This is a genomic window from Actinosynnema sp. NPDC050436 (genome assembly GCF_040655415.1).
Taxonomy (GTDB): domain Bacteria; phylum Actinomycetota; class Actinomycetes; order Mycobacteriales; family Pseudonocardiaceae; genus Actinosynnema.
Genome location: NZ_JBFAJV010000010.1, coordinates 218,249 through 239,489 on the forward strand (window position 1 = coordinate 218,249; position 21,241 = coordinate 239,489).

Here is a 21,241-nt window from a genome sequence, read left to right on the forward strand (position 1 = left end):
CCCGGTGGCGGCGCGGGGTCGGGCCGCTCGGGCGGCCCGGGGCCCCGCCGTGCGGCAGAGTGGAGGGCATGGACCTGACACCGCGCGGGATCTTCGGCCTGGCCCGGACGACCGCCGAAACCGCCCTCTCCGTCCCCGGCCGGGTGCTCGGCCTGCTGGCCGCCGCGGAGGACGTGGTGCGCCGCGCCGACACCCTGGTCGCCCGCACCGAGCGGGTGCTGGACAAGACGGAGCACCTGGTCGACCGCGCGGCTGCGGTGACCGCCGTCGCGGAGGCGGTGACGGACGACGCCGCCCGCACCGCCCGCACGTCCCGCGAGCTGGTGGACTCCTACGCGCCGCTCGCCACCCGCGCGCACCCGCTGGCGCAGCGGTTCGTCGAGGAGCTGTCGCCGCACGAGGTCGACGCCGCGATCGAGCTGGTCGACCAGCTCCCGGTGCTCACCAGGCACCTGATCGAGGACGTCCTGCCGATCATGTCCACTCTGGACAAGGTGGGGCCGGACATCCACCAGTTGCTGGAAGTCACCAACGACGTGCGGCAGGCGATCCTGGGCATCCCGGGGTTCACGTTCCTGCGCAAGCGCGGTGAGGGCAAGGAGGAGGAGCGGGAAGAGGACTGAGCGCCCCCTCCCCCGGCGGTTCCCGGACCCCGGACGGCTTTCGGGCGGCCCGGGTGGCGGGGACCATCGCGGCCAGCGCGAGCACGGCCAGGCCGGCACCCACCCAGAGCGGGGCGCGCAGCCCGTGGGCGTTGATGCCGAGGCCGCCCGCCCAGGAGCCGATCACCACGCCGAGGGTGATGAAGGAGGAGTGCGCGGTCTGGACGAGGGAGCCGGTGCCGCCGGCCCGCTGGACGCGGGTGATCATGGCCGGGTTGAGCGTGATCCCCACCAGGCCGGTGCCGGCCATCGCGGCGACCGCCACGGCGGGCACGTCGGCGAACAGGGCGAAGCCGACGAGGAAGGCCGTGTTCAGCAGCAGGCCGGTGACGATGACGGTGATCGTGCGGGACTGGGCGAGGCGGCCGACGGCGGTGGTGCCGACGACCGTCGCCGCCCCGTACCCGAGCAGCAGCAGCGGGACGGCCTGCTCGGGCAGGCCGGTGACCTCGGTCAGGATCGGCGCGAAGTAGGAGAACGCGGCGAAGGTGGTGCCGATGACCAGGGTCGAGGTCGCCATGGTCGTCCACAGCCGGGGGTTGCGGAACGCCGCTGCCTCGGCGCGCGGACTGCCGGTGCCGTCGGGGTCGAGGCGGGGCAGCAGGACCGGGGTGGCGGCGGCGATGAGCACGACCAGGACGGCGATCCCGATGAAGGGCGCCCGCCAGCCGAACTGCCCGCCGACCAGCGTGGACAGCGGCAGGCCGAGCGCGGTGCCGAGCATGAGGCCCTGCAGGGCGAGGCCGGTGGCCCGGCCGCGCAGCGCGGGTGGGGTGATCCGGGCGACGGCGGACAGCGCGACGCCGAAGAACGCGCCGGAGGCCGCGCCGGTGACGACCCGTCCGACGAGCATGGTGCCGTAGGAGGTCGACAGCGCCGCAAGGGCGTTGCCGGTGAAGAAGACGGCGAACAGGACGAGCAGGGCGTGATCTGTCCGCAGGCGCCGCACGCCGAGGGTCAGGGGCGGGCCGCCGAGCGCCATCGCCAGGGCGAAGGCGGTGACGAGGTACCCGACCTGCGGGATGGTGGCGTCGAGGTCCCGGGCCATCTGCGGCATGAGACCGCTGACGACCAGTTCGCCGCAGACCATCGCGAAGATGCCGAGCATCAGCAGGTACACGGGTCGGGGGACGGACTCGCGGGGCGGCATCGGCAACCTTTCTTGACATGAGAATCAAAAACTGGCGCAGCAGAAGACCCGGCACGGGCCGGTGCCGGTCAGACGAGCAAGGCGGCGAGGCCGGCCAGGGCAGTCCGGCGCAACGCGTCCGGGGTCACGCCGGCCTGGCCCATCACGCGCAGGCCATTCACGACGGTCACGAACAGCAGCGCGCCCTCGCCGGGGTCGACGCCGGAGGGGACGCTGCCGTCGACCTGGCCGGCGCGGATCGCCGTTTCGAGCAGGCCCAGGCGGTCCCGCAGGTCCCTGTCCAGGATGCGGGCGATGCGGTCGTCGCGGTCGCGCAGGTCCGTGGTCATCATGGAGTGCACCACCATGCACCCGGCCCCGTGGCCCCGCTCCCGGGCGTCGTGCTCCTCTTGGAGGATCACGTCCATCACCGCCCGCAGCCGCTCACCGCCGGTGCGCCCGACGTCGGTCAGGACGGCGGCCTGGAGGTCGCGGAACTTCGCGGCGTAGTGCTCCAGCGCCCGGACGAACAACTCGTTCTTGGAGGTGAAGGCGTTGTACAGGCTGCCGCGCAGCACGCCGGCCGCCTCGCACAGCTGCTCGGTCGAGGTGTCGGCGAACCCGTGCACCCGGAACTCCGCCGCCACCGCGTCGAGCACCGCCGTCTCGTCGAACGCCCGTGGCCTGCCCATGGCGGTACCCTAACCAGTTCTTGACTTCATTGTCAAAAAGCACGCCCGGGGTGGGCGGAGCAAGGCAGTACGCCACCCGTACCAGTTCCCCCGGCGGTCGGGATGGGTACTCCACGGGCATGAGGTGGCGGATCGCGGTGGCGGTGGCGGGCGTGCTGGCGGTCGCGGCTCTGGTCGCGGCGTTCCTCGTGGTTCCCCGGTTCGGCACGGAGACCATCGACCGCAGCCGGCCTGCGGTCCTCCAGTCGCTGCGGGACCTCAGCCAGTTCCACGCCGCAGTCGGGGAGTACCAGGTGGTGCTGGACATCGAACGGGACGTCCAGTTCGTGCCCAGCGCGCTCGCCGGGCAGCGCACGCTGTTCGTGGCGGCCGGGTCGGTGAACGCCTACGTCGAGTTCAAGGACCTCGCCGAGGGCGCGCTCAAGGTCTCGGCCGACGGCAAGTCGGTCGAGGTCGACCTGCCCCAGCCGGTGCTCGACAAGCCGAACCTGCACCAGGACCGGTGCTACGTGTTCGCCCAGGAGCGCGGCCTGATCGACCGGCTGGCCTCGCTCGTCGACACCCCCGACCAGCAGCCGTTCTACGTGGCAGCCGAGCAGAAGATCTCCGACGCGGCCCGGGACTCCGGCCTGGCCGACCGCGCCCGGGAGAGCACCCGCCGGATGCTCACCGGGATGCTCGGCGGTCTCGGCTACCAGGTCCGGTACGCCGACTCCGACTGACCGCCGACGCGGTACCACCGATGCGGCCGTTCAGCGGCACGAGCCGCCCCACCGGGCGTCGGCGTAGGCTCACCGCCTGATGAGACGCAAGCTCCGGTCGGCGCTGCCGCAGCGCCACGGCCTCGACCCCGCGCGCCTGCGGCTGCCCGACGAGGGGCCGTGGACGACCATCCGCGACCACCTGGTGGCCCGGCTGCCCCGGGTCGCGCCCGAGCGGATCGACGCGCTGCTGGCCGGGGGGCACGTCCACGACCTGGCCGGGCCGGTCGCGCCGGACGCGCCGTTCGCGCCGGGCACCTCGGTGTGGTTCCACCGGGACCTGCCCGACGAGGTCCCGGTCCCGTTCGACATCGGCGTCGTGCACCGCGACGACGCGCTGCTGGTCGTGGACAAGCCGCACTTCCTGGCCACGATCCCGCGCGGCAGCCACGTCGTGCAGACGGCGCTGGTCCGGCTGCGCCAGGAGCTGGGCCTGCCGGACCTGGTCCCGGCGCACCGGCTGGACCGGGTGACCGCCGGCCTGGTGATGTTCGTGGTGGACCCGAGGCTGCGGGGCCGCTACCAGACGCTGTTCCGCGATCGCCTGGTGCACAAGGAGTACGAGGCCATCGCCCGGCACGACCCGGAACTGGAGCTGCCGCGCGTGGTGCGCAGCCGGATCGTGAAGGTGAAGGGCGTCATCACCGCGCAGGAGGTCGACGGCCCGCCGAACGCGGAAACCCTCGTGGAACTGCTGGAGCACCGCGACGGGTGGGGCCGCTACCGGCTCACGCCCGCGACCGGGCGCACGCACCAGTTGCGGCTGCACCTGGCGGGCCTGGGCGTGCCGATCCGCCACGACGACTTCTACCCGGTGCTGCGCGACAAACCGCTGGACGACTTCACGAACCCGTTGCAGTTGCTGGCGAAGGAGCTGTCGTTCACCGACCCGGTGACCGGTGCCGAGCGGCGGTTCACCAGCCGGCTGCGGCTGGAGCTGTAGTCCCGACGCCGGTCGCAGGCACCCCCGGGAACGCGGGCGGGCAGCTCGAAGAGCGGGCCGGGCAGGCCGATACCCGGCCGCAGCACCTGCCACGGCCGGAGGCGGTCCACCCGGCGCGTCCTACTCCAGGTAGCCGAGCATCTGCGAGATCTGGCCGGTGCGGGACTGGAAGATGCGCTCCGCCAGGGCCTTCGCCTGCGGGTTCACCCCGCCTTCCCGCTCCATCTTGGCCATCTCGACCGCGTTGTGCTGGTGGGCGATCAGCAGGTTCAGGAACGCCTTCTCGTACTCGCCCGACGGCGTCGTGTCCAGCGCCGCGATCGACTCCGGGCTGGTCGAGTGGTCGCCACCGTGGCCCTCGTGCAGCTGCGGGTTGTCACCGGCGGACTCCGGCTGGTTCCAGTCGTGCAGCCACTTCAGCATCGAGTCCACTTCGGACAGCTGGGTGACCTCGATCGCCGAGGCGAGGGTCTTCACGTCCGCGCGCACGGGCTTGTCGTGCACGGTCTTCACCAGCTCCAGGCCGGTGCGGTGGTGCGGTACGGCCATCTGCAGGAACATCACGTCGACCGGGTTGAACTCGTTGGTCTCCACCACGGTGGGGACCGGCCCGGTGGGCGCGGACACCTGGTCGGTGCCGCCGAGGCCGCACCCGGCCACCAGCAGCAGGCCGGCCAGCGCGGTTGTGAGGCGTCGCAAGGTCGTCCTCCTTGTCAGCACTGGATCTTCGGCACCGGACTCCGGGACCCGGGCGCCCGGTGCCGGGGCGGCGGTACCAGGAGGCCCGCCCGCGCCCGGACAGGGTGGCGCGGACGGGCTTCCCAGAGCGCTAGAGCCGCTGCCAGAGGGAGGCGGTGTTCGGCGGCTCCCACCCGGTCAGCGAGGTGTGCGACTGGATGCAGCGGTAGGACGAACCGCCGTAGGTCACCTGCGCGCCCACCGCGTAGGAGACGCCGGTCGCCCACGTGCCGCCTGCGGGCGGGGTCGTGGTCGTGGTCGGCGTGGACGGGCGGGTGGTGGTCGTCGTGGTGGTGGGGTTGGTCGTGCCGGGCCCACCGGGGCCGACCTGGAGGTCGACGCAGGAGTAGAACGCCATCGGGGTGTCCGCGATGTTCCACACCGCCAGCATCTTGATGCGGCCGGTCCGGCCGCCCAGGTTCACGTTGTGCGTGACGGTCGACCCCGGCTGGCGCCCGCCGTCGTTGACCTCGGCGACCTTGCTGCCGCCGATGAAGTACTGCCACGTGGTGGTGGCGTGCCGGGCCGTGATCGTCCACGTGAAGGTCGCGTTGTTGCCGACCGTCGTGGCGGGCCACGCCTTGCTGTCGTCGCTCAGGGGCGCCCACCGGCTGTCACCGGCGTGGCAGTTCTGCTGGCCCTTGGGGCCTTCCACGCTCTGGGGCTCGTAAACCACGTTGCCGCAGTTCGACACACGGCCCTGCGCGCACATCGCCTGGCGGCTGGGCGGCGAGGAGATGTAGCCGTGCGCGCTGGCGGTGCCCGCTGACACCACGACGATGAACGGGGCGATGCCCACGCCGGCGAGCACCGCCGCGAGCTTCCGTTTCAGGCTCATTTAAGTCCAGCTCCTTCGGAGGAAACCCCGAGGGGCTTCCAGGGCAGGGTTCACACATCCGCGGCGGCCGGAAGAACACCGGGTAACGGCCCGCAGGTGAGCCACTACTCGGCGATGTGGTCTAGACCATAATCGTGAACGTCAACCGGGTCAAGGACCTGAACCGACTGGTCCAGTGGCCCGTAAGCCCTGGTGTGCCAACGACATCACGACCCGGCACGTGGCCACCGCGCACGCGGTGGTACCCGCTGCCGCGCACGTCCAACCCTCGATTTCGCACGAGTTGTACTGTGCGCCGGGGCGGACCGGGAACGGCTCTGCGGACCACGAGGAAGCATTAGACAACCTTTCGGCCGTCCTGCGCTCGGCCGAACAGACCAAAATCGGTGCGCCGGACGCGGACCGGCGTTCACCATGGAGGACGCACCGGACGCCGCCGACGGTCCGCCCCACGCGAACCGGGACCGGACACCCGGGACCGGGCTCCGGGACCCGGGGCCGGGAGCGGGGCCGCGCGGTGCGGCGGCCCCGTCCCGGACCGCGCTCAGCAGGACAGGTTGTTGCCCGGCTGGACGCCCAGGATGCCGGTGAACCGCTGGTAGGCGTTGACGCGGCTCTGGACCTGCGCCGGGTTGCGGCCGTCGCACTCCAGGGAACCGTTGATGCTGCGGATCGTCTGGCCGAACCCGTGGCCGTTGACCATCGCGTTGTGCGGGGTCATCGTGCCCGGCCCGTTCTGGGTGTTCCAGTACCAGAGGCCGGTCTGCCAGGCGACCGACGCGTCGGTCTGCACCAGCGACGGGTTGGTCAGCAGCGGCAGCCCCAGCGCGTCACCCGCCGCCTTGTAGTTGAAGTTCCAACTGAGCTGGATGGGGCCGCGACCGTAGTACGCCGCCTGACCCGCCGGGCAGCCGTACGGCTGGCTGGTGTCGCAGTAGTGCGGGTAGTTGGCCTGGTTCTGCTCCACGATGTGCACCAGGCCGCCGGTCTCGTGGTTGACGTTGGCGAGGAACGCCGCCGCCTCCTGCCGCTTCACCGTGTCGCTGCCGGTGTTGGCGAACCCGGGGTACGCCTTCAGGGCTGCGGTGAGGCCGTTGTAGGTGTAGAAGGGGTTCCGGCTCGGGAACATCTGGTTGAACTGCGCCTCGGTCACCACGAAACTGCCCGGGAGGGGCGGGGTGGACGTCGTGGTCGAGGTCGGCGGCGTGGTCGTGCCGCACTTGGTGTACGGGTCCCAGTACCAGGTGGAGACGACCGGGTCGTAGCCCGGGTTGTCGTGCTCCGCGACGTAGTACTTGCCGTCGGTGTACCGCACGACGCTGCCGGCGGCGTAGAACTGGCCCTGCACCCACGCCGGGTGGTTGCAGGAGGCGGGCGGCGTCGTGGACGTCGTGGACGTCGAAGGCGGAGTGGTCGTCCCGCCGCAGCTCCCCTGGTCGGCCCAGACCGACGCCGAGCCCGGCGACTCGTTCTGGGTCCACCACTTGGCCGACCAGTTCCGGCCGTTGTGCGAAGCGGTCTGGCCGCCGGTGTAGACGGTGGACGCGCTCCACGCGGTCGCACAGGCGGCGGCGGTGGCCGTGGTCGTGGCCACCGCGACGGTCAGTGCCGCCCCGACCACGATGGTGGCGATGGCCGCCACTACGCGGATTTTCGACACGTGTTCTTCTCCCGTTCGAGCGCCCTCGGACGTGACCTGGCACACGCAACCAGATTGGTCTATACCAGTCAAGGGTGAACTGCCCCTGGCACGCGCCCGACTTCCCGGGGAGAAGGCGGCGAACAGCCGCGTGAGCTGCGGCGCGAGCACGGACCCGGCCGGCGACCAAGCGGTCGCTCACCGGACCGGACCGGGCGGAGCGAACCGGAGCGGGCCGGGGCCGCGCGGGCGGGGCCGGGCGCGCAGGCGGGCCGCGCCGGGCCGGCCGCGCCGGAACGGGCGGGCTGGGGCCAGCCGGGCCGCGTGGGCCAGCGGCCGAGCGGGGCAGCGGCCGGGCGGGCAAGGGCCGGGCGGGGCGTGCCAGCGGCCGGGCGGGGGCAGGGGCGGCTCGCGCCGGGTCGGCGGCTCGCGCCGATCGCGGGCGGCGGGTGCGCTGCGGGGGCCAGGGCCTTCTGGGAGGCGGTCCGGCGGGCAGGCTCAGTCCCGCACGTACGCCACCACGCGCGGGCGCACCACGGTCCGCGTGCCGTCCGCGTACCCCGGCCGGACGGTGCGGGCCACGGTGTCCACCAGGTCGCCGTCGCGCGTCCGCTCCGTGCCCACGACGTGGTGCCGGAGCCGGTCGACGGACCTCCCGTCCGGCACCAGCCGGCGCAGGCCCGCCGCCACCAGCAGGTGGTCCGCCTCGCGCGCCAGCCCCGGCACGTCGGCGGCCAGCGCGGACAGGCCGCGCGCCAGCACGTCCCGGTCCCGCGCGCCCGGTCGCGGCCGGGGCAGCTCGGCCGCCGCCGCGCCCAGCAGCGCCGCGCCCACCACCAGCCCGAGCGCCGCGCCGACCGGCGGGCGGACCGTCGCGGGCACGGCGACCGCCGCCCACCAGCCGTCCGGCGTGGCGTGCGCGCCGACCACGCCGCCGTTGGACACCAGCAGCGACGCCGCCGCCAGGTCCGCCTCCCCCACCAGCACGGCCACCTCGGGCGTGCCGGTGCGCGAGGACGGCTCGTTGGCGCGCGCGGGCCGGACGACCACCGCCCGCGACCCGGCGGGCAGGGCGTCGGCCACTCGCTGGGCGATGGCCGCCGGGTCGTCCGACCGGCGGGCGGTGCCCAGCACCCGGTCCGCCACCGCCTCGGCGTCGGCGGTCGGCGTCCCGGGTGCGAGCAGAGCGGTCAGCGCGCAGAACGTCCCGAGCGCCCCGGTGACCACGAGCGCGGCGGCGATGCTGTTCCGGCGTGTTCGCGTGGTGCGGGTTCGCGGCACTCACACACCGTCGTCCCGATCGGGCACCGGCTGATCGGGCCGTCCGGGTGAATCAGCGGCGCGCAGCCGGCGCACCACGCTCAGTGGTCACGCCGTGCGCGCCCGCCGGCCCGCACCGGTCTTCCGATCATCCGGCCGCAGCCGCCGCCGCGACCAACTCGGCCTGGCGGAACCGGTCCTCGGTGAACGGCATGGCCACGATCCGGTCCGCGCCCGCCTCGGCCAGCGCGGCGAACCTCTCGGCGGCCTGCGCGGGCGTGCCGGTGACGATCACCTCGCGGGCGGCCTCCTCCGGCACGCCGTAGTCCGTCATGCCCTTGACCCGCCGGTCGACCGCGGACGCGGGCACGTCGCCCAGCGCCACCCCCACCCCGACGGTCACGCCCGGCCGGGGCCGGCCGAACTCCTCGGCCAGCGCGGTCAGCCGCGCGACGCCGGCCGCGATGGCGGCACCCGGCACGAACGCCGGGTACCAGTGGTCTCCGTACCTGGCCGCCCGGCGCAGCGCGGCCGTGCCGCCGCCACCGACCAGCAGCGGCGGCATGGTCGCACCGGGCGAGAGCACGACCTGCGCGCCGTGCAGCGCGACGGGAGTGCCCCGGACCAGGCCGGGCAGCACGTCGAGCGCGGCGTCGGTGCGCTTGCCGCGCTGCGCGAACGGGACGTCCACCGCCCGCCACGCGGCCTCGCCGTGCGCGTCGCCGCCGCTGCCGACGCCCAGCAGCACCCGGTCCCCGGAGAGGTGTTGCAGGGTGGCGACCTGCTTGGCGGTCCACGCCGGCGGGCGCAGCGCCACCACCATCACGCCGAAGCCGAGCTTGATCCGGCTGGTGGCGGCGGCGACCGAGGCCAGCACGAGGGTGCTGTCCAGGAAGGGGTTCATCGGGATCAGGTGGTCGCCGTGCCACAGCGACTCCAGCCCGAGGTCCTCGGCGTGCCGGGCGTGGGCGAGGTGGTCCTGCCCGAACCCCGGCAGCGTGATGCCGACGTCCATCACCGCACCCCCGACGGCGTGCCCGCCCCGCACCCGGCCGGGGCGCCGGTCGCACCACGTCCCCCGTCGGAAACCGCCAACAGCACCACGCGCACGTCGTCCTCCGCTGCTCGCCGAACGTCCTGCGACCAGCCTGGTACCTCGACCTTGGTCGAGGTCAAGTGCGCCCGCTCAGCGGTAGGCGTCCTGGCCGACCGGGCGCACCAGGATCTCGTTGACGTCCACAGTGGACGGTTGCGAGACGGCGTACAGCACGGCCCGCGCGACGTCCTCGGGCGCGAGCTTCGGGTCCGCCCGCCGCGACGCCGGGATGCCGCCGGTGTCGGTGAGGCCCGGCTGCACCAGGGTGACCCGCACGCCCGTGCCGACGCACTCCGCGCGGATCGCCTGCGACAACCCGGTGACCGCCCACTTGGTGGCCGCGTACAGGTTGCCCGGCCGCACCCCGCGCCCGGCCGCCGAACCGGTCAGCACCAGGTGGCCGCCGGAGCGGATCAGCGCGGGCAGCGCGGCGCGCGCGGTGAACGCCGGACCGCACACGTTGGTCAGCACCATGTCGCTCCACTCCGCCGGCGGCGCACCGCGCGACGACGTGAAGGAGGTCACCACGCTGGAGCCCGCGTTGGCGAACGCCACGTCCAGCCGGCCCCACTCCTCCTCGACCCGGCCGACCAGCGCGGCGAGCTGCTCCCACGCCCGCACGTCGCAGGACGCCGCCCACACCCGGTCCGGCCCGCCCAGCTCGGCGGCCACCCCGGTGAGCTTGTCGACGTCCCGCGCGGTCAGCACCAGCCGGTACCCGGCCTCGGCGGCGAGCCGCGCGGTGGCCAGGCCGATGCCGCGCGACGCGCCCGTGATGAGGAATACCCCTTCGCCCATGTCGGCAGGCTACTGCTGGTTGGATCAGCGCACCGCGCTACACCGGTCAGGTGCAACCGGATGACCGGCTGCGGCGTACAGGCGGACGGACATCCATCTGATTGGGGGCGCATGAACGTCAACCGGAGGTTCGCACTGGGGCTGGGCTCCGCCGCAGCGGCGGGTGCCGTGCTCGGCGGCTCGGGCACCGCCCAGGCGCAGGAGGGCGACGCGGAGTGGGAGGCCCTGATCCCGACGACGGCGGACCTGGCGCGGCGCAAGGTCGCGCGCAAGTACCAGCGGGAGACCCGGCGGGCGGGCGGCACGTGGTCGTCCTTCATCGGCGTGGCGAACCCGGACGGGGCGGTGCAGGCGGCCGTCGAGGAGCAGGCCGACCGGGTGGTCGAGGCGCAGAGCGTCAACAAGGTCGCGGTGGCGGTCGCCGTGCTCGACAAGGTCGACCGGGGCCTGATCACGCTCGACCAGCGCGTCGAGGTCACCGAGGCGATCGTCATCCGGGACACCGACGGGATCTTCGGGCTCGACGGCGCGTACCCGTCGTCGGTCACCGTGGGGCACGCGCTGGCCGCGCTGCTCACCGTCTCGGACAACACGGCGGTCCGGCTCTCGGGCCTGGTCTGCCCGGCGCTGGAGCTGAACCAGATCCTGCGCGACAAGGGCTTCACGCACACCCAGGTCGTGCCGGTGGCCAACCCGAACCGCTTCTACCTCGGCACCACCACCCCGCGCGAGACGGTCACCCTGCTGCAGAAGCTGGTGAAGGGCGAACTGCTGTCGGAGGCGTCGACCACGCACCTGCTGACCGTCCTGCGGTCGCTGACGTCGTTCACCGACGGCGTCCGGCTCGACCTGTCGTCGGCCGAGCGGCTCAACGTGGCGACCAAGGCCGGCTGGTTCGAGGACTGGCGCAACGAAGCCGGGATCGTGTTCGACCCGACCGGCAAGCCGGTGATCACGTACGCGCTGTTCGCGTCCGGCCGGTTCGCGGGCGACCAGGCCGCGAACGCCGACAACTACAGCGCCACCCACCCGGCACTGCGGGCGCGAGCCGCTTTGGGCCGCACCCTGTACGACTCGGTCCTGCGCATCACCACCGCCCGGCCCCGCGCCTACGAAGCGCGGCCGTACCGCCCGTACAAGGGCGACTGACCCGGGCACGAGTCGGTCGGACCCCACGAGCCGCCGAACGGCGTGCCCCCGTGGGGTCCGACCGGGTGAAACCCGAATCACTCCCCCGTCGACCCGACGCCCCGTCCCCTAGCCTCGACAGGGCCCGCTACCAGCACCGACCGCCCGGCCGGGCGGAGCGGGGCCGTGGTGGGCCGATGCGCCGGACGGTCCAAGCCCCCGAACGGTCACCACGTGCCGTGTATCCCCGGGGACTCCGCGTCGTCTTGTCAGTACGGGAACATTCGGGGGAACGGGGTCTCGGATATGTCCGAGCTGCTGCACCTGCACGCCGAGCGGCGTGGTCTGCGACCGCCGCTGCGCGGCTCGCGGGAGATCCAGGGCAACGTCCTGGCGGCGTTCAACAAGGACCACCAGCAGTTCCGGTTCGTGCGCTTCACCGACGCGAAGCTGGGCCGGACGTGGCTGGCCGCCATGCTGGGGCACATCTCGGTGACCGCCGACGTCGAGGACTTCAACGAGGCGTTCTCGCTCGGGCGGGCGATGTTCGGCGCGGACCCGCGCACGCTCACCGCGACCTGGACGAACCTGTCGCTGACCCCCGCCGGCCTGCTCAGGCTCGCGATCAACCCCCAGGCGGTCGAGGAGGACCTCCGCGACCGCGACCCCGAGCTGTGGCAGGGGGCGGAGGCCCGCGCGGACGTGACCGGCGACGACCCGGAGGAGTGGCGGTTCGGGCGCGAGGAGCAGCGCGTGCACGCCGTGGTCACGCTCGCGTCCGACACCGAGGAGCGGCTGCGGGCCGTGGACACCCTGCTGGACCTGCTCGACGACCTGCTCGGCGTGGTCAAGGTCCACCAGGACGACGGCGCGACGCTGCCGGGCGCGCGGCGCGGGCACGAGCACTTCGGCTTCAAGGACGGCATCTCGCAGCCCGGCGTGCGGGACTTCCACGAGGAGGACCGCAACCGCCCCGGCCACCGCCTGGGGCACGCGGGCGCGCTGCTGGTCAACCCGGGTGAGTTCGTGTTCGGCTACGCCACCGAGCGGGGTGGCGGAGGGCGCCGGACGGCGCGGTGGCTGCGCGACGGGTCGATCCAGGTCGTCCGGCGGCTGACCCAGGACGTGGCGGGCTGGAACCGCGCGCTCGACGAGCACGCGGCGCAGGTCGGCAGCATCCCGGAGGAGGTGGGCGCGCTGCTGGTCGGCCGGCACCGGGACGGCCGCCCGCTGGCCGAGCCGGCCGACGACCGGTTCGGCCTGGGCCCGGACCGCAACGACTTCGACTACGCGAACGACCCGCGCGGCGCGCTGACCCCGTGCCCGGCGCACATCCGCAAGACCAACCCGAGGTCGTTCACGTTCCGCGACCCCCGGCAGCGCCGCATCCTGCGCCGGGGCATCCCGTTCGGCCCGCCGCACGAGGAGGAGCCGCACGCCGAGCGGGGCCTGGTGTTCGTGGCGCACTGCACGTCGATCCGCGAGCAGTTCGAGTTCCAGCAGCGGGTGTGGGCGGGCAACCCCGACTTCGCCGGGGGCGAGGACGGCTCCCCCACCGGCACGGACCCGGTGATCGGCGGCGCGGGCGAGGCCCGCATCGAGACCGCCGACGTGTCCGCGACCCTGACGTTCGCGCGGTTCGTCCGCACGACGGGCGCGCTGTACGCCCTCGTCCCGTCGATCAGCACGCTCCGCCTGCTGGCGGCGGGCCGGGAGTTGCCCCGCTAGGGGCACGGGGGAGGCCGGCCGTGGCCGCCGTCCACGACCGGCCTCCCCGCTTTATGCGACCGGCCCCGGCGCGGTGCTTCTGCTCGAGCCGCCCGGACCAGTGCGCGATGCGGGTACCACCGGGGAGCCCCAGCGCGGTGAGGTCGTTCTCAAGCAGGGCGAGATACGGACAGCCCTCTGGGATGTTCCGCCGAAGAACTCATTTCTCCGGCCGACAAATCCGCCCGAAGTCTGCCCGTCGAAGTGGGCACGGTCGGCGAGCAACCGCACAAGGCCGGTTCCTCGAGTGCCCTGGCCGTAGTGCGGAAGCGACTGGGCTCCTCTCAAGAGAGCTGCGCCGAAGCGGTCGGGGTGGATGTGACCACAGTGGGACGCTGGGAACGTGGCGCGCAAGCGCCACAACCTTGGATGCGCCCCAAGATCGCGAAAGCGTCGAAGATCACCGTTGCGGCAATGAATGTTGGCGTTGCCCAGGATCTCACGGCGAGCATCGCCGGCGGTGACGCAGGGCCGCTCACGACAGTGCAGACCACGTACGCCGTGGACAAGGCCATCGCGGCGATGCTCGACCACGCCACCAGGAGCACACTGCTGCGGTGGGCAGAAGACCTGGGAAATCCTGGGCGAGGGTCAACACCACGGAAATTCCTGCCAGGATGCCCGACCAGAGTGAGTCGAGCCGTGTCGTCTCGATCCTGCGGAACGATGACGAGGTGCAACGGCTCTGCTTGACCGCAGTGACCACGCGTGTGTGTGCCATCAAGTGGGCAGACGCTGCGAAGTTCATCGAAATTCCCACCGGTTTTCCGTTCGCCACGATCGCGGTCGAGCGCTTCGCACGCGAAGTCGTCAATCCGGCAGATGTCGGCGCCCGGTGGTGTTCCGCGAAGATGTTGCAGGAGTTTGAGCCCGATCGTCGGAAGGTAGAAGGTGTTCGTTCTCGAAGTTGCGAACGATGAATTGATGGAATCGCTCACGAGGCAGGCGAAGGAGCGCGGAATCATAAATGCCGCGATTGTCAGCCTCATCGGTGTGGCGGGGCACCTGCACCATGCCCGGATCGGTACCTGGTTCGCCCGTGCCCACGTGATCAACCTGGATTGACCGCGAACCGGTGTACCTTGCCGTGCCTTTGATCCACGTCACTGCGTGACCCCGAGGCGGGACAGGCGGACATCCTGGCCGCCGCTCCCCTGCACCTCGACCCGGCGGCTGGTGCGGGAGGACTCCAGCCCGAGCGCCGCCGCGCTCACCGGTGGCGAGGATCGGCCGGACGAAGTGCTGCCGGTAGCCCATCCGGCCGGTCACCTCGGTGAGCACGGTCCCACCGTCCGCACCGCCGAGTCCGAACCTCTCGCGGCACACCTGCGCGCCCACCGCGTGGAGAATGCGTCACGACCGGTGTGTCCCGACCATCCGCCGCGCAGACGGCTACCCTCGGCAATCCCGGGACGCGGCACGTGCCCGGCGGAGCCGTGGCGGAGGACGCCCGGCGAGCAGGCCCCGGGCGGAGCCCCGAGGGCGGGCCGGCGCTCCGGCAGCACGCACCCCGGAAGGAGACAGCGGTGACGGCGCGGCAGGTAACGCTGGCGGAGGTGGCGCGGCACGCGGGTGTCTCGCTGGCCACCGCGTCCCGCGTGCTCAACGGCAGCACCCGCCAGGTCAGCGACGAGCTGCGGGAACGGGTTGGGGGCGCGGCGCGCGAGCTGGGCTACCTGCCCAACGCCTCGGCGCAGGCGCTGGCCCGCAACAGCAGCGTGCTGGTGGGGCTCGTGGTGCACGACATCGCCGACCCCTACTTCTCCGGCATCGCCGCCGGCGTGACCCGCGTCGCCGAGGAGGCGGGGCTGGTCGTCGTGCTCGGCACCACCGGCCGCGACCCGGACCGGGAGGTCCAGCTGGTCAACACGCTGCGCGCGCACCGGGCGCGGGCGCTGGTGATCGCGGGCAGCCGCAGCACCGACCGGCACGCGGTCGCCCGGCTGGCCGAGGAGCTGGCCGCGTTCACCGGCCAGGGCGGGCGGGTGGCGTGCGTCTCGCAGGCCAGGCTCGGCGTGGACACCGTGGTGCCCGCCAACCGGGCGGGCGCGCGGGCGCTGGCCCGGCGGCTGGCGGCGCTGGGCCACCGGCGCTTCGCCGTGCTGGCCGGGCCGCCGGACCTGCTGGTGGCGCGCGACCGGCTCACCGGGTTCCGCGCCGGGCTGGCCGACGCGGGCGTCGAGCTGCCCGACGCGCACGTGGTGCACGGCGGGTTCACCCGGGACGGCGGCCACGGCGCGGCGCTCCGGCTGCTCGCCGCCGGCACCGGGGCCACCTGCGTGTTCGCCGTCAACGACGTGATGGCGATGGGCGCGGTGGCCGCGCTGCGCGAGCACGGCGTCCGGGTGCCCGAGGACGTGTCGCTGGCCGGGTTCGACGACATCCCGACGCTGCGCGACCTGGCGCCCGGCCTGAGCACGGTCCGGCTGCCGCTGGAGGAGATGGGCGAGCGGGCCGCGCGGCTGGTCCTGGACGAGGTCGTCGGCGAGCCGCGCGCGGTCCGGGTGGCCGGCGAGGTGGTGCTTCGGGCGAGCACGGCGTCACCCTCCGGAGCCGGCCTGCGCCGACCGGCGACGACTCTCTAAACTGGACGACGCAGTCCGACCACCCCGTCGAGGAGTGAGCCCTTCCGTGCGCGCCGCGCAAACCCCAGGTCACAGTACCGAGCCGGGTCCGATACCCGGCTGCCCGCACGACCCGGCCCCCTCGCGGGGTGCCCGGTGACCGAGATCCTGCTCAGCCTGCTCGGCCTGGTGGCCGTGGTCGCGCTGACCATCGGGACGTTCATCGCGGTCGCCGCCGAGTTCTCCCTCACCGCGCTGGAGCGCAGCACCGTCGAGTCGCACGTCGCCGCCGTCGGCGACGCGAAGGCCAGGACGGTGGAGAAGGCGCACCGGTCGCTGTCGTTCCAGCTCTCCGGCTCCCAGCTCGCGATCACCTTCACCACGCTGATCACCGGCTACATCGCCGAACCCGCCATCGCCCGGCTGGTGGCGCCCGCGCTGGCCCTGGTGGGCGTGCCGGAGTCGGTGGCCGGGCCGATCTCGCTGGTCATCGCGCTCGCGCTGGCGACGGCGCTGTCCATGGTGTTCGGCGAGCTGGTGCCGAAGAACCTGGCCATCGCCAAGCCGCTGGAGACCGCGCGGGCCGTGGCGGGCATCCAGGCGGGCTTCTCCTCGGTGTTCCGCTGGCTGATCACCGGCTTGAACGGAGCGGCGAACTGGCTGGTGCGCCGGCTGGGCGTGGAGCCGGCCGAGGAGCTGGCCTCCGCCCGGTCGCCGCAGGAGCTGGGCGCGCTGGTCCGCTCCAGCGCGGAGCACGGCACGATCGACGCCGGGACGGCGACCCTGCTGGACCGCTCGCTGCGGTTCGGCGACCGCACCGCCGGCGAGCTGATGACGCCGCGCGTGCGGGTCGAGTCGCTGCGCGCCGACGCCACCGTGCTCGACCTGCTGGACCGGGCCCGGGAGACCGGGTTCTCCCGGTTCCCGGTCTACACCGGCGACCTGGACGAGGTGCGCGGGATCGTGCACGTCAAGCAGGCGTTCAACGTGCCGCGCGCGCAGCGGGCGACGACCCCGGTGTCGGCGGTGACCCGGCCGGTGCAGACCGTGCCGGAGACGCTGGCCGGCGACGCGCTGCTGGACCGGCTGCGGGCGTCGGGGTTGCAGACCGCGCTGGTGGTGGACGAGTACGGCGGCACGGCCGGGCTGGTCACCCTGGAGGACCTGGTGGAGGAGATCGTCGGCGACGTCCGCGACGAGCACGACCGCCGGGAGGGTGCGCCGGTCCGGGCGCTGGGCCGGGACAGCTGGATCATGTCCGGCCTGCTGCGCGACGACGAGGTGTTCGAGGCCAGCGGGTTCCGGATGCCGTCGGGCGACTTCGAGACGCTGGCCGGCCTGGTGCTGGCCCGGCTGGGCCGGATACCGGACGTCGGCGACGAGATCCGGGTCGACGGCTGGCGGATCACCGTGCTGCTGATGGACCGGCACCGGGTGGCCGAGCTCAAGGTGAGCCGGGTCGAGCAGGCGGAGGTGCCGAGGTGAGCGTCCTGGTGATCTTCCTGCTGCTGGCGGGAAACGCGTTCTTCGTCGGCTCGGAGTTCGCCATCATCACCGCGCGCCGGGACCGGCTGGAGGGCCTCGCCGAGCGGGGCAGCTCCCGGGCCCGGGTGGTCATCCGGGCGGGCCGCGAGCTGCCGCTGCTGATCGCGGGCGCGCAGCTGGGCATCACGCTGTGCTCGCTGGGCCTGGGCGCGCTGGGCGAACCGGCCGTGGCGGCGCTGCTGGAGGGCCCGTTCGGGGCGATCGGGCTGCCGGATGCGGTGCTGCACGGCGTGGCGTTCGCGCTGGCGCTGGTGATCGTGGTGGCGCTGCACACCGTCCTGGGCGAGATGGTGCCGAAGAACCTGGCCATCGCCGGGCCGGAGCGCACCGCGCTGTGGCTGGTGCCGGTGCACTACTGGTTCTGCCGGCTGGTCGCGCCGCTGCTCAACGGCTTCACCGTGGTGGCGACGGCGGTGCTGCGGCTGGTCGGCGTGACGCCGAAGGAGGAGCTGGAGTCGGCGTACACGCCCGACGAGCTGGCGCTGCTGATCGCCCAGTCCCGGCAGGAGGGCCTGCTGGAGGACTCCGAGCACCGGCGGCTGGCGCAGGCGCTGTCGTCGGCCGAGCGGACCGTGGCCGACGTGCTGGTGCCGCTGGAGCGGATCACGTCGGTGTCCGCGCGGCCGACCATGGGCGAGGTCGAGGCGGCGGTGTCCACGACCGGGTTCTCCCGGTTCCCGGTGCGCGACGGCGGCCGGCTGACCGGGTACCTGCACGTGAAGGACGTGCTGGACCTGGCGGACGCGGACCCCGGGACGCAGGTGCCGGGCGGTCGGGTCCGGGGCCTGCCGGAGGTGCGGGTGAGCGCCCGGCTGGACGAGGCGCTGGCGGCGCTGCGGCGCGCGCAGAGCCACCTGGCGAAGGCCGTGACGGCGGACGGTGAGCTGATCGGCGTGGTGGCGCTGGAGGACCTGGTGGAGGAGTACGTGGGCACGGTCCGCGACGGCACCCACGTGCGCCGGGAGGCGTGACGACCGACTAACGCCAGCAGTGGTGCCACGCTGAGCCAAGGTGGCACCACTTGGCACCAACGAAGACTTGCCATGGCACCATTCCAGTGCCATAGTGGTGCCATGGACCTGACGCCCTTCGTCGACAACCTCCGCCGGGAACTCACGACGGCCGCCGAGGCCGTCGGCGAGGACGCCGCCGCGCTCGCCGGGCGGATGACCGCGCAGGTCGAGTCGGCCGCCCGCCTGACCCTGCTCGAAGCGCTGTCCGCCGCGGCCTCGGAGATCACCCGTGACCTCGCACCCGGCTCGGTGGACGTGCGCCTGCGCGGCCTCGACCCGGAGTTCGTGGTCGCCGCGCCGCCCACCGACCAGGCGCCCCACGAGCCGGCCGACGCTACCCCTCCCCCGCCGCCCGCCGCCGACGAGGACGGCGCGATGACGCGGATCAACCTGCGCCTGCCCGAGCACCTGAAGCTCCGGGTGGAGGAGGCGGCGGCCCGCGCGGGCACCTCGGTCAACGCCTGGCTGGTGCGCGCCGCGTCGGCCGCCCTCGACCCGGTCTCCCGGCAGCCCACGCGCACCGTCGGCCAGCGCTACACGGGCTGGGTCCGCTGACGCGGCCGAGCCCCTCACCAGCACGTTCTTCGCACCGACCCACTACCAGGGGACAGCCATGCCCACTTTCGCCACACCCGGACCGATCGCCGTCACCCTCGAACTGGTGATGGGCACGACCCGGATCACCGCCGGGGACCGCGCCGACACCGTCGTCGAGCTGCGCCCCGGCGACCCCGGGCGCGAGGGCGACCTGCGGGCCGTCGAGCAGACCCGCGTCGAGTTCGAGGACGGCCGGCTGCTGGTCAAGACGCCCAAGCCGAGGGCCCTGTTCAACAAGGGCGGTTCGGTGGACGTGACCATCCACCTGCCGGAGGGCTCCTCCGTGCAGGGCGGCACGGCGATGGGCAGCCTGTACGCCCACGGCGGCTTCGGCGAGTTCCGGTTCCGCAGCGCGGCGGGCGACGTCGAGGTCGAGCGGTCCGGGCCCGCGCACCTGCGCACCGCCATGGGCAACCTGGTGGCCGGCCACGTGACCGGCGAGGCCGACGTGCTCACCGGGTCGGGCGACCTGCGGGTGGGCCGCGTCGACGGGAACGCCGTGGCGCGCAACTCCAACGGCGACGTCCGGATCGGCGAGGTCACCGGCGAGGTCCGCGCGCAGAACGCCAACGGCGACATCCTCGTGCACCGGGCGCTCGCCGACGTCACCGCGAAGACCGCGAACGGCAGCGTGCGGGTGGACGAGGTGGTGCGCGGCAGCGCCGTGCTGGAGACCGCCGCCGGCCGGGTGGAGGTCGGCATCCGCGAGGGCACCGCCGCCTGGCTGGACGTCCGCACCGTGCTCGGGGCGGTGCACAACAGCCTGGAGGGCACGACCGGGCCCGAGGCGGGCACCGAGACGGTCGAGATCCGGGCCCGCAGCGGGTTCGGCGACATCGTGGTCCGCCGGGCCACGCCGGAGAAGGGGGAAGCACGATGACCGACACCACGGGGTGGGACGTCCCACCCCAGCAGTCCTGGGTGCGCGGGGAGCGCCCCGACGCGCCGGTCGCGTTCGACGAGGCCGACGGGGTGTGGACGATCTACGGGCACGAGGAGGCGGCCACCGCGCTCGCCGACCCGAAGACGTTCTCCTCGGCCCACGTCAACGACCTGTTCCCGATCGACGTGCCCGCCGACGCGAACGCGGGCAACCTGCTCGACCTGGACCCACCCGACCACCGCAAGCTGCGCAACCTGGTCACCAAGGGCTTCTCCGCCAAGGTGGTCGCCGACCTGGAGCCGAGGATCGCCCGGCTCACCCACGAGCTGCTGGACGCGGTCGAGGGCGACCGGCTGGAGCTGGTCGAGACCCTGGCCCACCCGCTGCCGGTGATCGTGATCGCGGAGCTGCTCGGCCTGCCGCCGGCCGACCGGGAGCTGTTCCGGGGCTGGGTGGACGTGCTGTTCTCGCAGCAGAACAACCCGTTCTCCACCACCGTCGACCGGGCGGACCTGGAGGCCGAGCTGGCGGCCCGCGCCGAGGCGGTCGGCCCGCTGTTCGAGTACCTGCGGGAGCACGCGGTGGCCCGCCGGCGCGACCCGCGCGAGGACCTGATCAGCGCGCTGGTCCAGGCCGAGGTGGACGGGCAGCGCCTCACCGACGCCGAGCTGGTCAACTTCTGCGGCGTGCTGCTGATCGCCGGGCACATCACCACCACCATGCTGCTGGGCAACACCGTGCTGTGCCTCGACGCCCACCCCGACCAGCGGGAGCGGCTGCGCGCGGACCGCGCGGGCATCCCGACCGCGATCGAGGAGTCGCTGCGGTTCCTCACCCCGTTCTCGACGATGGCCCGCGCCACCACGCGCGCGGTGGCGCTGGGCGGCGTGGAGATCCCGGCCGACCGGATGGTCCAGGTGTCGCTGGGCGCGGCCAACCGGGACCCGCGCAGGTTCGCCGACCCCGACGTGTTCGACGCCCGCCGCGACCCCAACCCGCACCTCGGCTTCGGCCGGGGCATCCACTTCTGCGTCGGCGCACCGCTGGCCCGCCTCGAAGGCCGCGTCGCCGTCGACATCCTGCTCGACCGGTTCCCCGCGCTGCGCGTGGACCCGGAGCACCGGCCGACGTTCATGCCGTCGCCGATGATGACCGGCGTGCGCACGCTCAACCTGCGCACCGCCTAGC

The 21,241-nt window shown here is 73.5% G+C and carries 21 protein-coding genes and 1 pseudogene; 14 read left to right on the plus strand and 8 right to left on the minus strand.

Annotated elements, in window-relative coordinates; all coding sequences use genetic code 11:
• The first annotated feature begins 68 nt into the window (after nucleotides 1-68).
• Complete coding sequence (locus AB0I60_RS24200; RefSeq protein ID WP_360733154.1) at nucleotides 69-623, plus strand: hypothetical protein; 555 nt, start codon at nucleotides 69-71, stop codon at nucleotides 621-623.
• On the opposite strand, the gene AB0I60_RS24205 is transcribed toward AB0I60_RS24200, so the two are convergent.
• Both AB0I60_RS24205 and AB0I60_RS24210 read right to left on the minus strand, forming a co-directional pair.
• Nucleotides 568-1,812, minus strand: coding sequence for an MFS transporter (locus AB0I60_RS24205; RefSeq protein ID WP_360733155.1), 1,245 nt, complete (start codon nucleotides 1,810-1,812; stop codon nucleotides 568-570). The two genes, AB0I60_RS24200 and AB0I60_RS24205, sit on opposite strands and share 56 nt — an antisense overlap.
• A gap of 68 nt (nucleotides 1,813-1,880) precedes the next feature.
• A complete protein-coding gene (locus tag AB0I60_RS24210) occupies nucleotides 1,881-2,483 on the minus strand; it encodes a TetR/AcrR family transcriptional regulator (RefSeq protein WP_360733157.1) in 603 nt (200 codons plus the stop codon).
• A 119-nt stretch (nucleotides 2,484-2,602) separates the two neighbouring features.
• On the opposite strand from AB0I60_RS24210, the gene AB0I60_RS24215 reads away from it, so the two are divergent.
• Nucleotides 2,603-3,205 carry a DUF4230 domain-containing protein gene (locus tag AB0I60_RS24215; RefSeq protein WP_360733159.1) on the plus strand — a complete coding sequence of 201 codons (603 nt, stop codon included), beginning with the start codon at nucleotides 2,603-2,605 and terminating at the stop codon, nucleotides 3,203-3,205.
• 79 nt (nucleotides 3,206-3,284) lie between these two features.
• Nucleotides 3,285-4,187 carry an RluA family pseudouridine synthase gene (locus AB0I60_RS24220; RefSeq protein WP_360733161.1) on the plus strand — a complete coding sequence of 301 codons (903 nt, stop codon included), beginning with the start codon at nucleotides 3,285-3,287 and terminating at the stop codon, nucleotides 4,185-4,187.
• Between the two features lie 120 nt (nucleotides 4,188-4,307).
• Here AB0I60_RS24220 and AB0I60_RS24225 read toward each other — a convergent pair whose 3' ends face one another.
• From AB0I60_RS24225 to AB0I60_RS24250, 6 genes are all read right to left on the minus strand, one after another.
• Nucleotides 4,308-4,886 (minus strand): DUF305 domain-containing protein, encoded by a 579-nt coding sequence (locus tag AB0I60_RS24225; protein WP_360733162.1) that lies wholly within the window; start codon nucleotides 4,884-4,886, stop codon nucleotides 4,308-4,310.
• 130 nt (nucleotides 4,887-5,016) lie between these two features.
• Complete coding sequence (locus tag AB0I60_RS24230) at nucleotides 5,017-5,763, minus strand: lytic polysaccharide monooxygenase (protein ID WP_360733164.1); 747 nt, start codon at nucleotides 5,761-5,763, stop codon at nucleotides 5,017-5,019.
• Between the two features lie 544 nt (nucleotides 5,764-6,307).
• The gene (locus tag AB0I60_RS24235) at nucleotides 6,308-7,423 is read right to left on the minus strand and encodes a glycoside hydrolase family 19 protein (RefSeq protein ID WP_360733165.1); all 1,116 of its coding nucleotides are present in this window, start codon (nucleotides 7,421-7,423) and stop codon (nucleotides 6,308-6,310) included.
• Nucleotides 7,424-7,900: 477 nt separating this feature from the next.
• Nucleotides 7,901-8,683 carry a hypothetical protein gene (locus AB0I60_RS24240; RefSeq protein WP_360733167.1) on the minus strand — a complete coding sequence of 261 codons (783 nt, stop codon included), beginning with the start codon at nucleotides 8,681-8,683 and terminating at the stop codon, nucleotides 7,901-7,903.
• 127 nt (nucleotides 8,684-8,810) lie between these two features.
• Nucleotides 8,811-9,677 (minus strand): LLM class flavin-dependent oxidoreductase, encoded by an 867-nt coding sequence (locus tag AB0I60_RS24245; RefSeq protein WP_360733168.1) that lies wholly within the window; start codon nucleotides 9,675-9,677, stop codon nucleotides 8,811-8,813.
• A gap of 171 nt (nucleotides 9,678-9,848) precedes the next feature.
• Nucleotides 9,849-10,556: an SDR family oxidoreductase gene (locus AB0I60_RS24250; RefSeq protein WP_360733169.1), complete on the minus strand. Its 708-nt coding sequence runs from the start codon at nucleotides 10,554-10,556 to the stop codon at nucleotides 9,849-9,851.
• 111 nt (nucleotides 10,557-10,667) lie between these two features.
• On the opposite strand from AB0I60_RS24250, the gene AB0I60_RS24255 reads away from it, so the two are divergent.
• The 11 genes and pseudogenes from AB0I60_RS24255 to AB0I60_RS24305 all read left to right on the plus strand — a co-directional run bounded on the left by AB0I60_RS24255 (nucleotide 10,668) and on the right by AB0I60_RS24305 (nucleotide 21,240).
• Complete coding sequence (locus tag AB0I60_RS24255) at nucleotides 10,668-11,705, plus strand: serine hydrolase (RefSeq protein ID WP_360733170.1); 1,038 nt, start codon at nucleotides 10,668-10,670, stop codon at nucleotides 11,703-11,705.
• A 285-nt stretch (nucleotides 11,706-11,990) separates the two neighbouring features.
• Nucleotides 11,991-13,412 carry a Dyp-type peroxidase gene (locus tag AB0I60_RS24260; protein ID WP_360733171.1) on the plus strand — a complete coding sequence of 474 codons (1,422 nt, stop codon included), beginning with the start codon at nucleotides 11,991-11,993 and terminating at the stop codon, nucleotides 13,410-13,412.
• 300 nt (nucleotides 13,413-13,712) lie between these two features.
• Nucleotides 13,713-13,802 (plus strand): annotated as a pseudogene (locus tag AB0I60_RS24265) (helix-turn-helix transcriptional regulator); the annotation flags it as partial.
• A gap of 206 nt (nucleotides 13,803-14,008) precedes the next feature.
• Entirely contained in the window at nucleotides 14,009-14,371 is a 363-nt protein-coding gene (locus AB0I60_RS24270; RefSeq protein WP_360733383.1) for a hypothetical protein, read from the plus strand.
• Entirely contained in the window at nucleotides 14,343-14,516 is a 174-nt protein-coding gene (locus tag AB0I60_RS24275; RefSeq protein ID WP_360733172.1) for a hypothetical protein, read from the plus strand. The genes AB0I60_RS24270 and AB0I60_RS24275 overlap by 29 nt, the downstream gene beginning before the upstream one ends.
• Before the next feature lie 461 nt (nucleotides 14,517-14,977).
• Entirely contained in the window at nucleotides 14,978-16,036 is a 1,059-nt protein-coding gene (locus AB0I60_RS24280) for a LacI family DNA-binding transcriptional regulator (protein ID WP_360733174.1), read from the plus strand.
• Between the two features lie 135 nt (nucleotides 16,037-16,171).
• Nucleotides 16,172-17,500: a hemolysin family protein gene (locus AB0I60_RS24285; RefSeq protein ID WP_360733176.1), complete on the plus strand. Its 1,329-nt coding sequence runs from the start codon at nucleotides 16,172-16,174 to the stop codon at nucleotides 17,498-17,500.
• The gene (locus AB0I60_RS24290) at nucleotides 17,497-18,531 is read left to right on the plus strand and encodes a hemolysin family protein (RefSeq protein WP_360733177.1); all 1,035 of its coding nucleotides are present in this window, start codon (nucleotides 17,497-17,499) and stop codon (nucleotides 18,529-18,531) included. Before AB0I60_RS24285 ends, AB0I60_RS24290 begins: the two co-directional genes overlap by 4 nt.
• Nucleotides 18,532-18,633: 102 nt before the next feature.
• Nucleotides 18,634-19,128: a toxin-antitoxin system HicB family antitoxin gene (locus tag AB0I60_RS24295; RefSeq protein ID WP_360733178.1), complete on the plus strand. Its 495-nt coding sequence runs from the start codon at nucleotides 18,634-18,636 to the stop codon at nucleotides 19,126-19,128.
• 58 nt (nucleotides 19,129-19,186) lie between these two features.
• Nucleotides 19,187-20,050, plus strand: a complete 864-nt coding sequence (locus tag AB0I60_RS24300) for a DUF4097 family beta strand repeat-containing protein (protein WP_360733180.1) — start codon at nucleotides 19,187-19,189, stop codon at nucleotides 20,048-20,050.
• Nucleotides 20,047-21,240, plus strand: a complete 1,194-nt coding sequence (locus AB0I60_RS24305) for a cytochrome P450 (protein WP_360733182.1) — start codon at nucleotides 20,047-20,049, stop codon at nucleotides 21,238-21,240. Before AB0I60_RS24300 ends, AB0I60_RS24305 begins: the two co-directional genes overlap by 4 nt.
• Nucleotide 21,241: the final 1 nt, after the last annotated feature.

What these genes read in the sequence shown, in the direction of transcription:
- AB0I60_RS24260 (WP_360733171.1), top strand. Translation starts at nt 11,991, where the DNA reads ATGTCCGAGCTGCTGCACCTGCACGCCGAGCGGCGTGGTCTGCGACCG.
- AB0I60_RS24250 (WP_360733169.1), bottom strand. Translation starts at nt 10,556, where the DNA reads ATGGGCGAAGGGGTATTCCTCATCACGGGCGCGTCGCGCGGCATCGGC.
- AB0I60_RS24295 (WP_360733178.1), top strand. Translation starts at nt 18,634, where the DNA reads ATGGACCTGACGCCCTTCGTCGACAACCTCCGCCGGGAACTCACGACG.
- AB0I60_RS24230 (WP_360733164.1), bottom strand. Translation starts at nt 5,763, where the DNA reads ATGAGCCTGAAACGGAAGCTCGCGGCGGTGCTCGCCGGCGTGGGCATC.
- AB0I60_RS24215 (WP_360733159.1), top strand. Translation starts at nt 2,603, where the DNA reads ATGAGGTGGCGGATCGCGGTGGCGGTGGCGGGCGTGCTGGCGGTCGCG.
- AB0I60_RS24305 (WP_360733182.1), top strand. Translation starts at nt 20,047, where the DNA reads ATGACCGACACCACGGGGTGGGACGTCCCACCCCAGCAGTCCTGGGTG.
- AB0I60_RS24200 (WP_360733154.1), top strand. Translation starts at nt 69, where the DNA reads ATGGACCTGACACCGCGCGGGATCTTCGGCCTGGCCCGGACGACCGCC.
- AB0I60_RS24255 (WP_360733170.1), top strand. Translation starts at nt 10,668, where the DNA reads ATGAACGTCAACCGGAGGTTCGCACTGGGGCTGGGCTCCGCCGCAGCG.
- AB0I60_RS24245 (WP_360733168.1), bottom strand. Translation starts at nt 9,677, where the DNA reads ATGGACGTCGGCATCACGCTGCCGGGGTTCGGGCAGGACCACCTCGCC.
- AB0I60_RS24220 (WP_360733161.1), top strand. Translation starts at nt 3,285, where the DNA reads ATGAGACGCAAGCTCCGGTCGGCGCTGCCGCAGCGCCACGGCCTCGAC.
- AB0I60_RS24205 (WP_360733155.1), bottom strand. Translation starts at nt 1,812, where the DNA reads ATGCCGCCCCGCGAGTCCGTCCCCCGACCCGTGTACCTGCTGATGCTC.
- AB0I60_RS24300 (WP_360733180.1), top strand. Translation starts at nt 19,187, where the DNA reads ATGCCCACTTTCGCCACACCCGGACCGATCGCCGTCACCCTCGAACTG.
- AB0I60_RS24210 (WP_360733157.1), bottom strand. Translation starts at nt 2,483, where the DNA reads ATGGGCAGGCCACGGGCGTTCGACGAGACGGCGGTGCTCGACGCGGTG.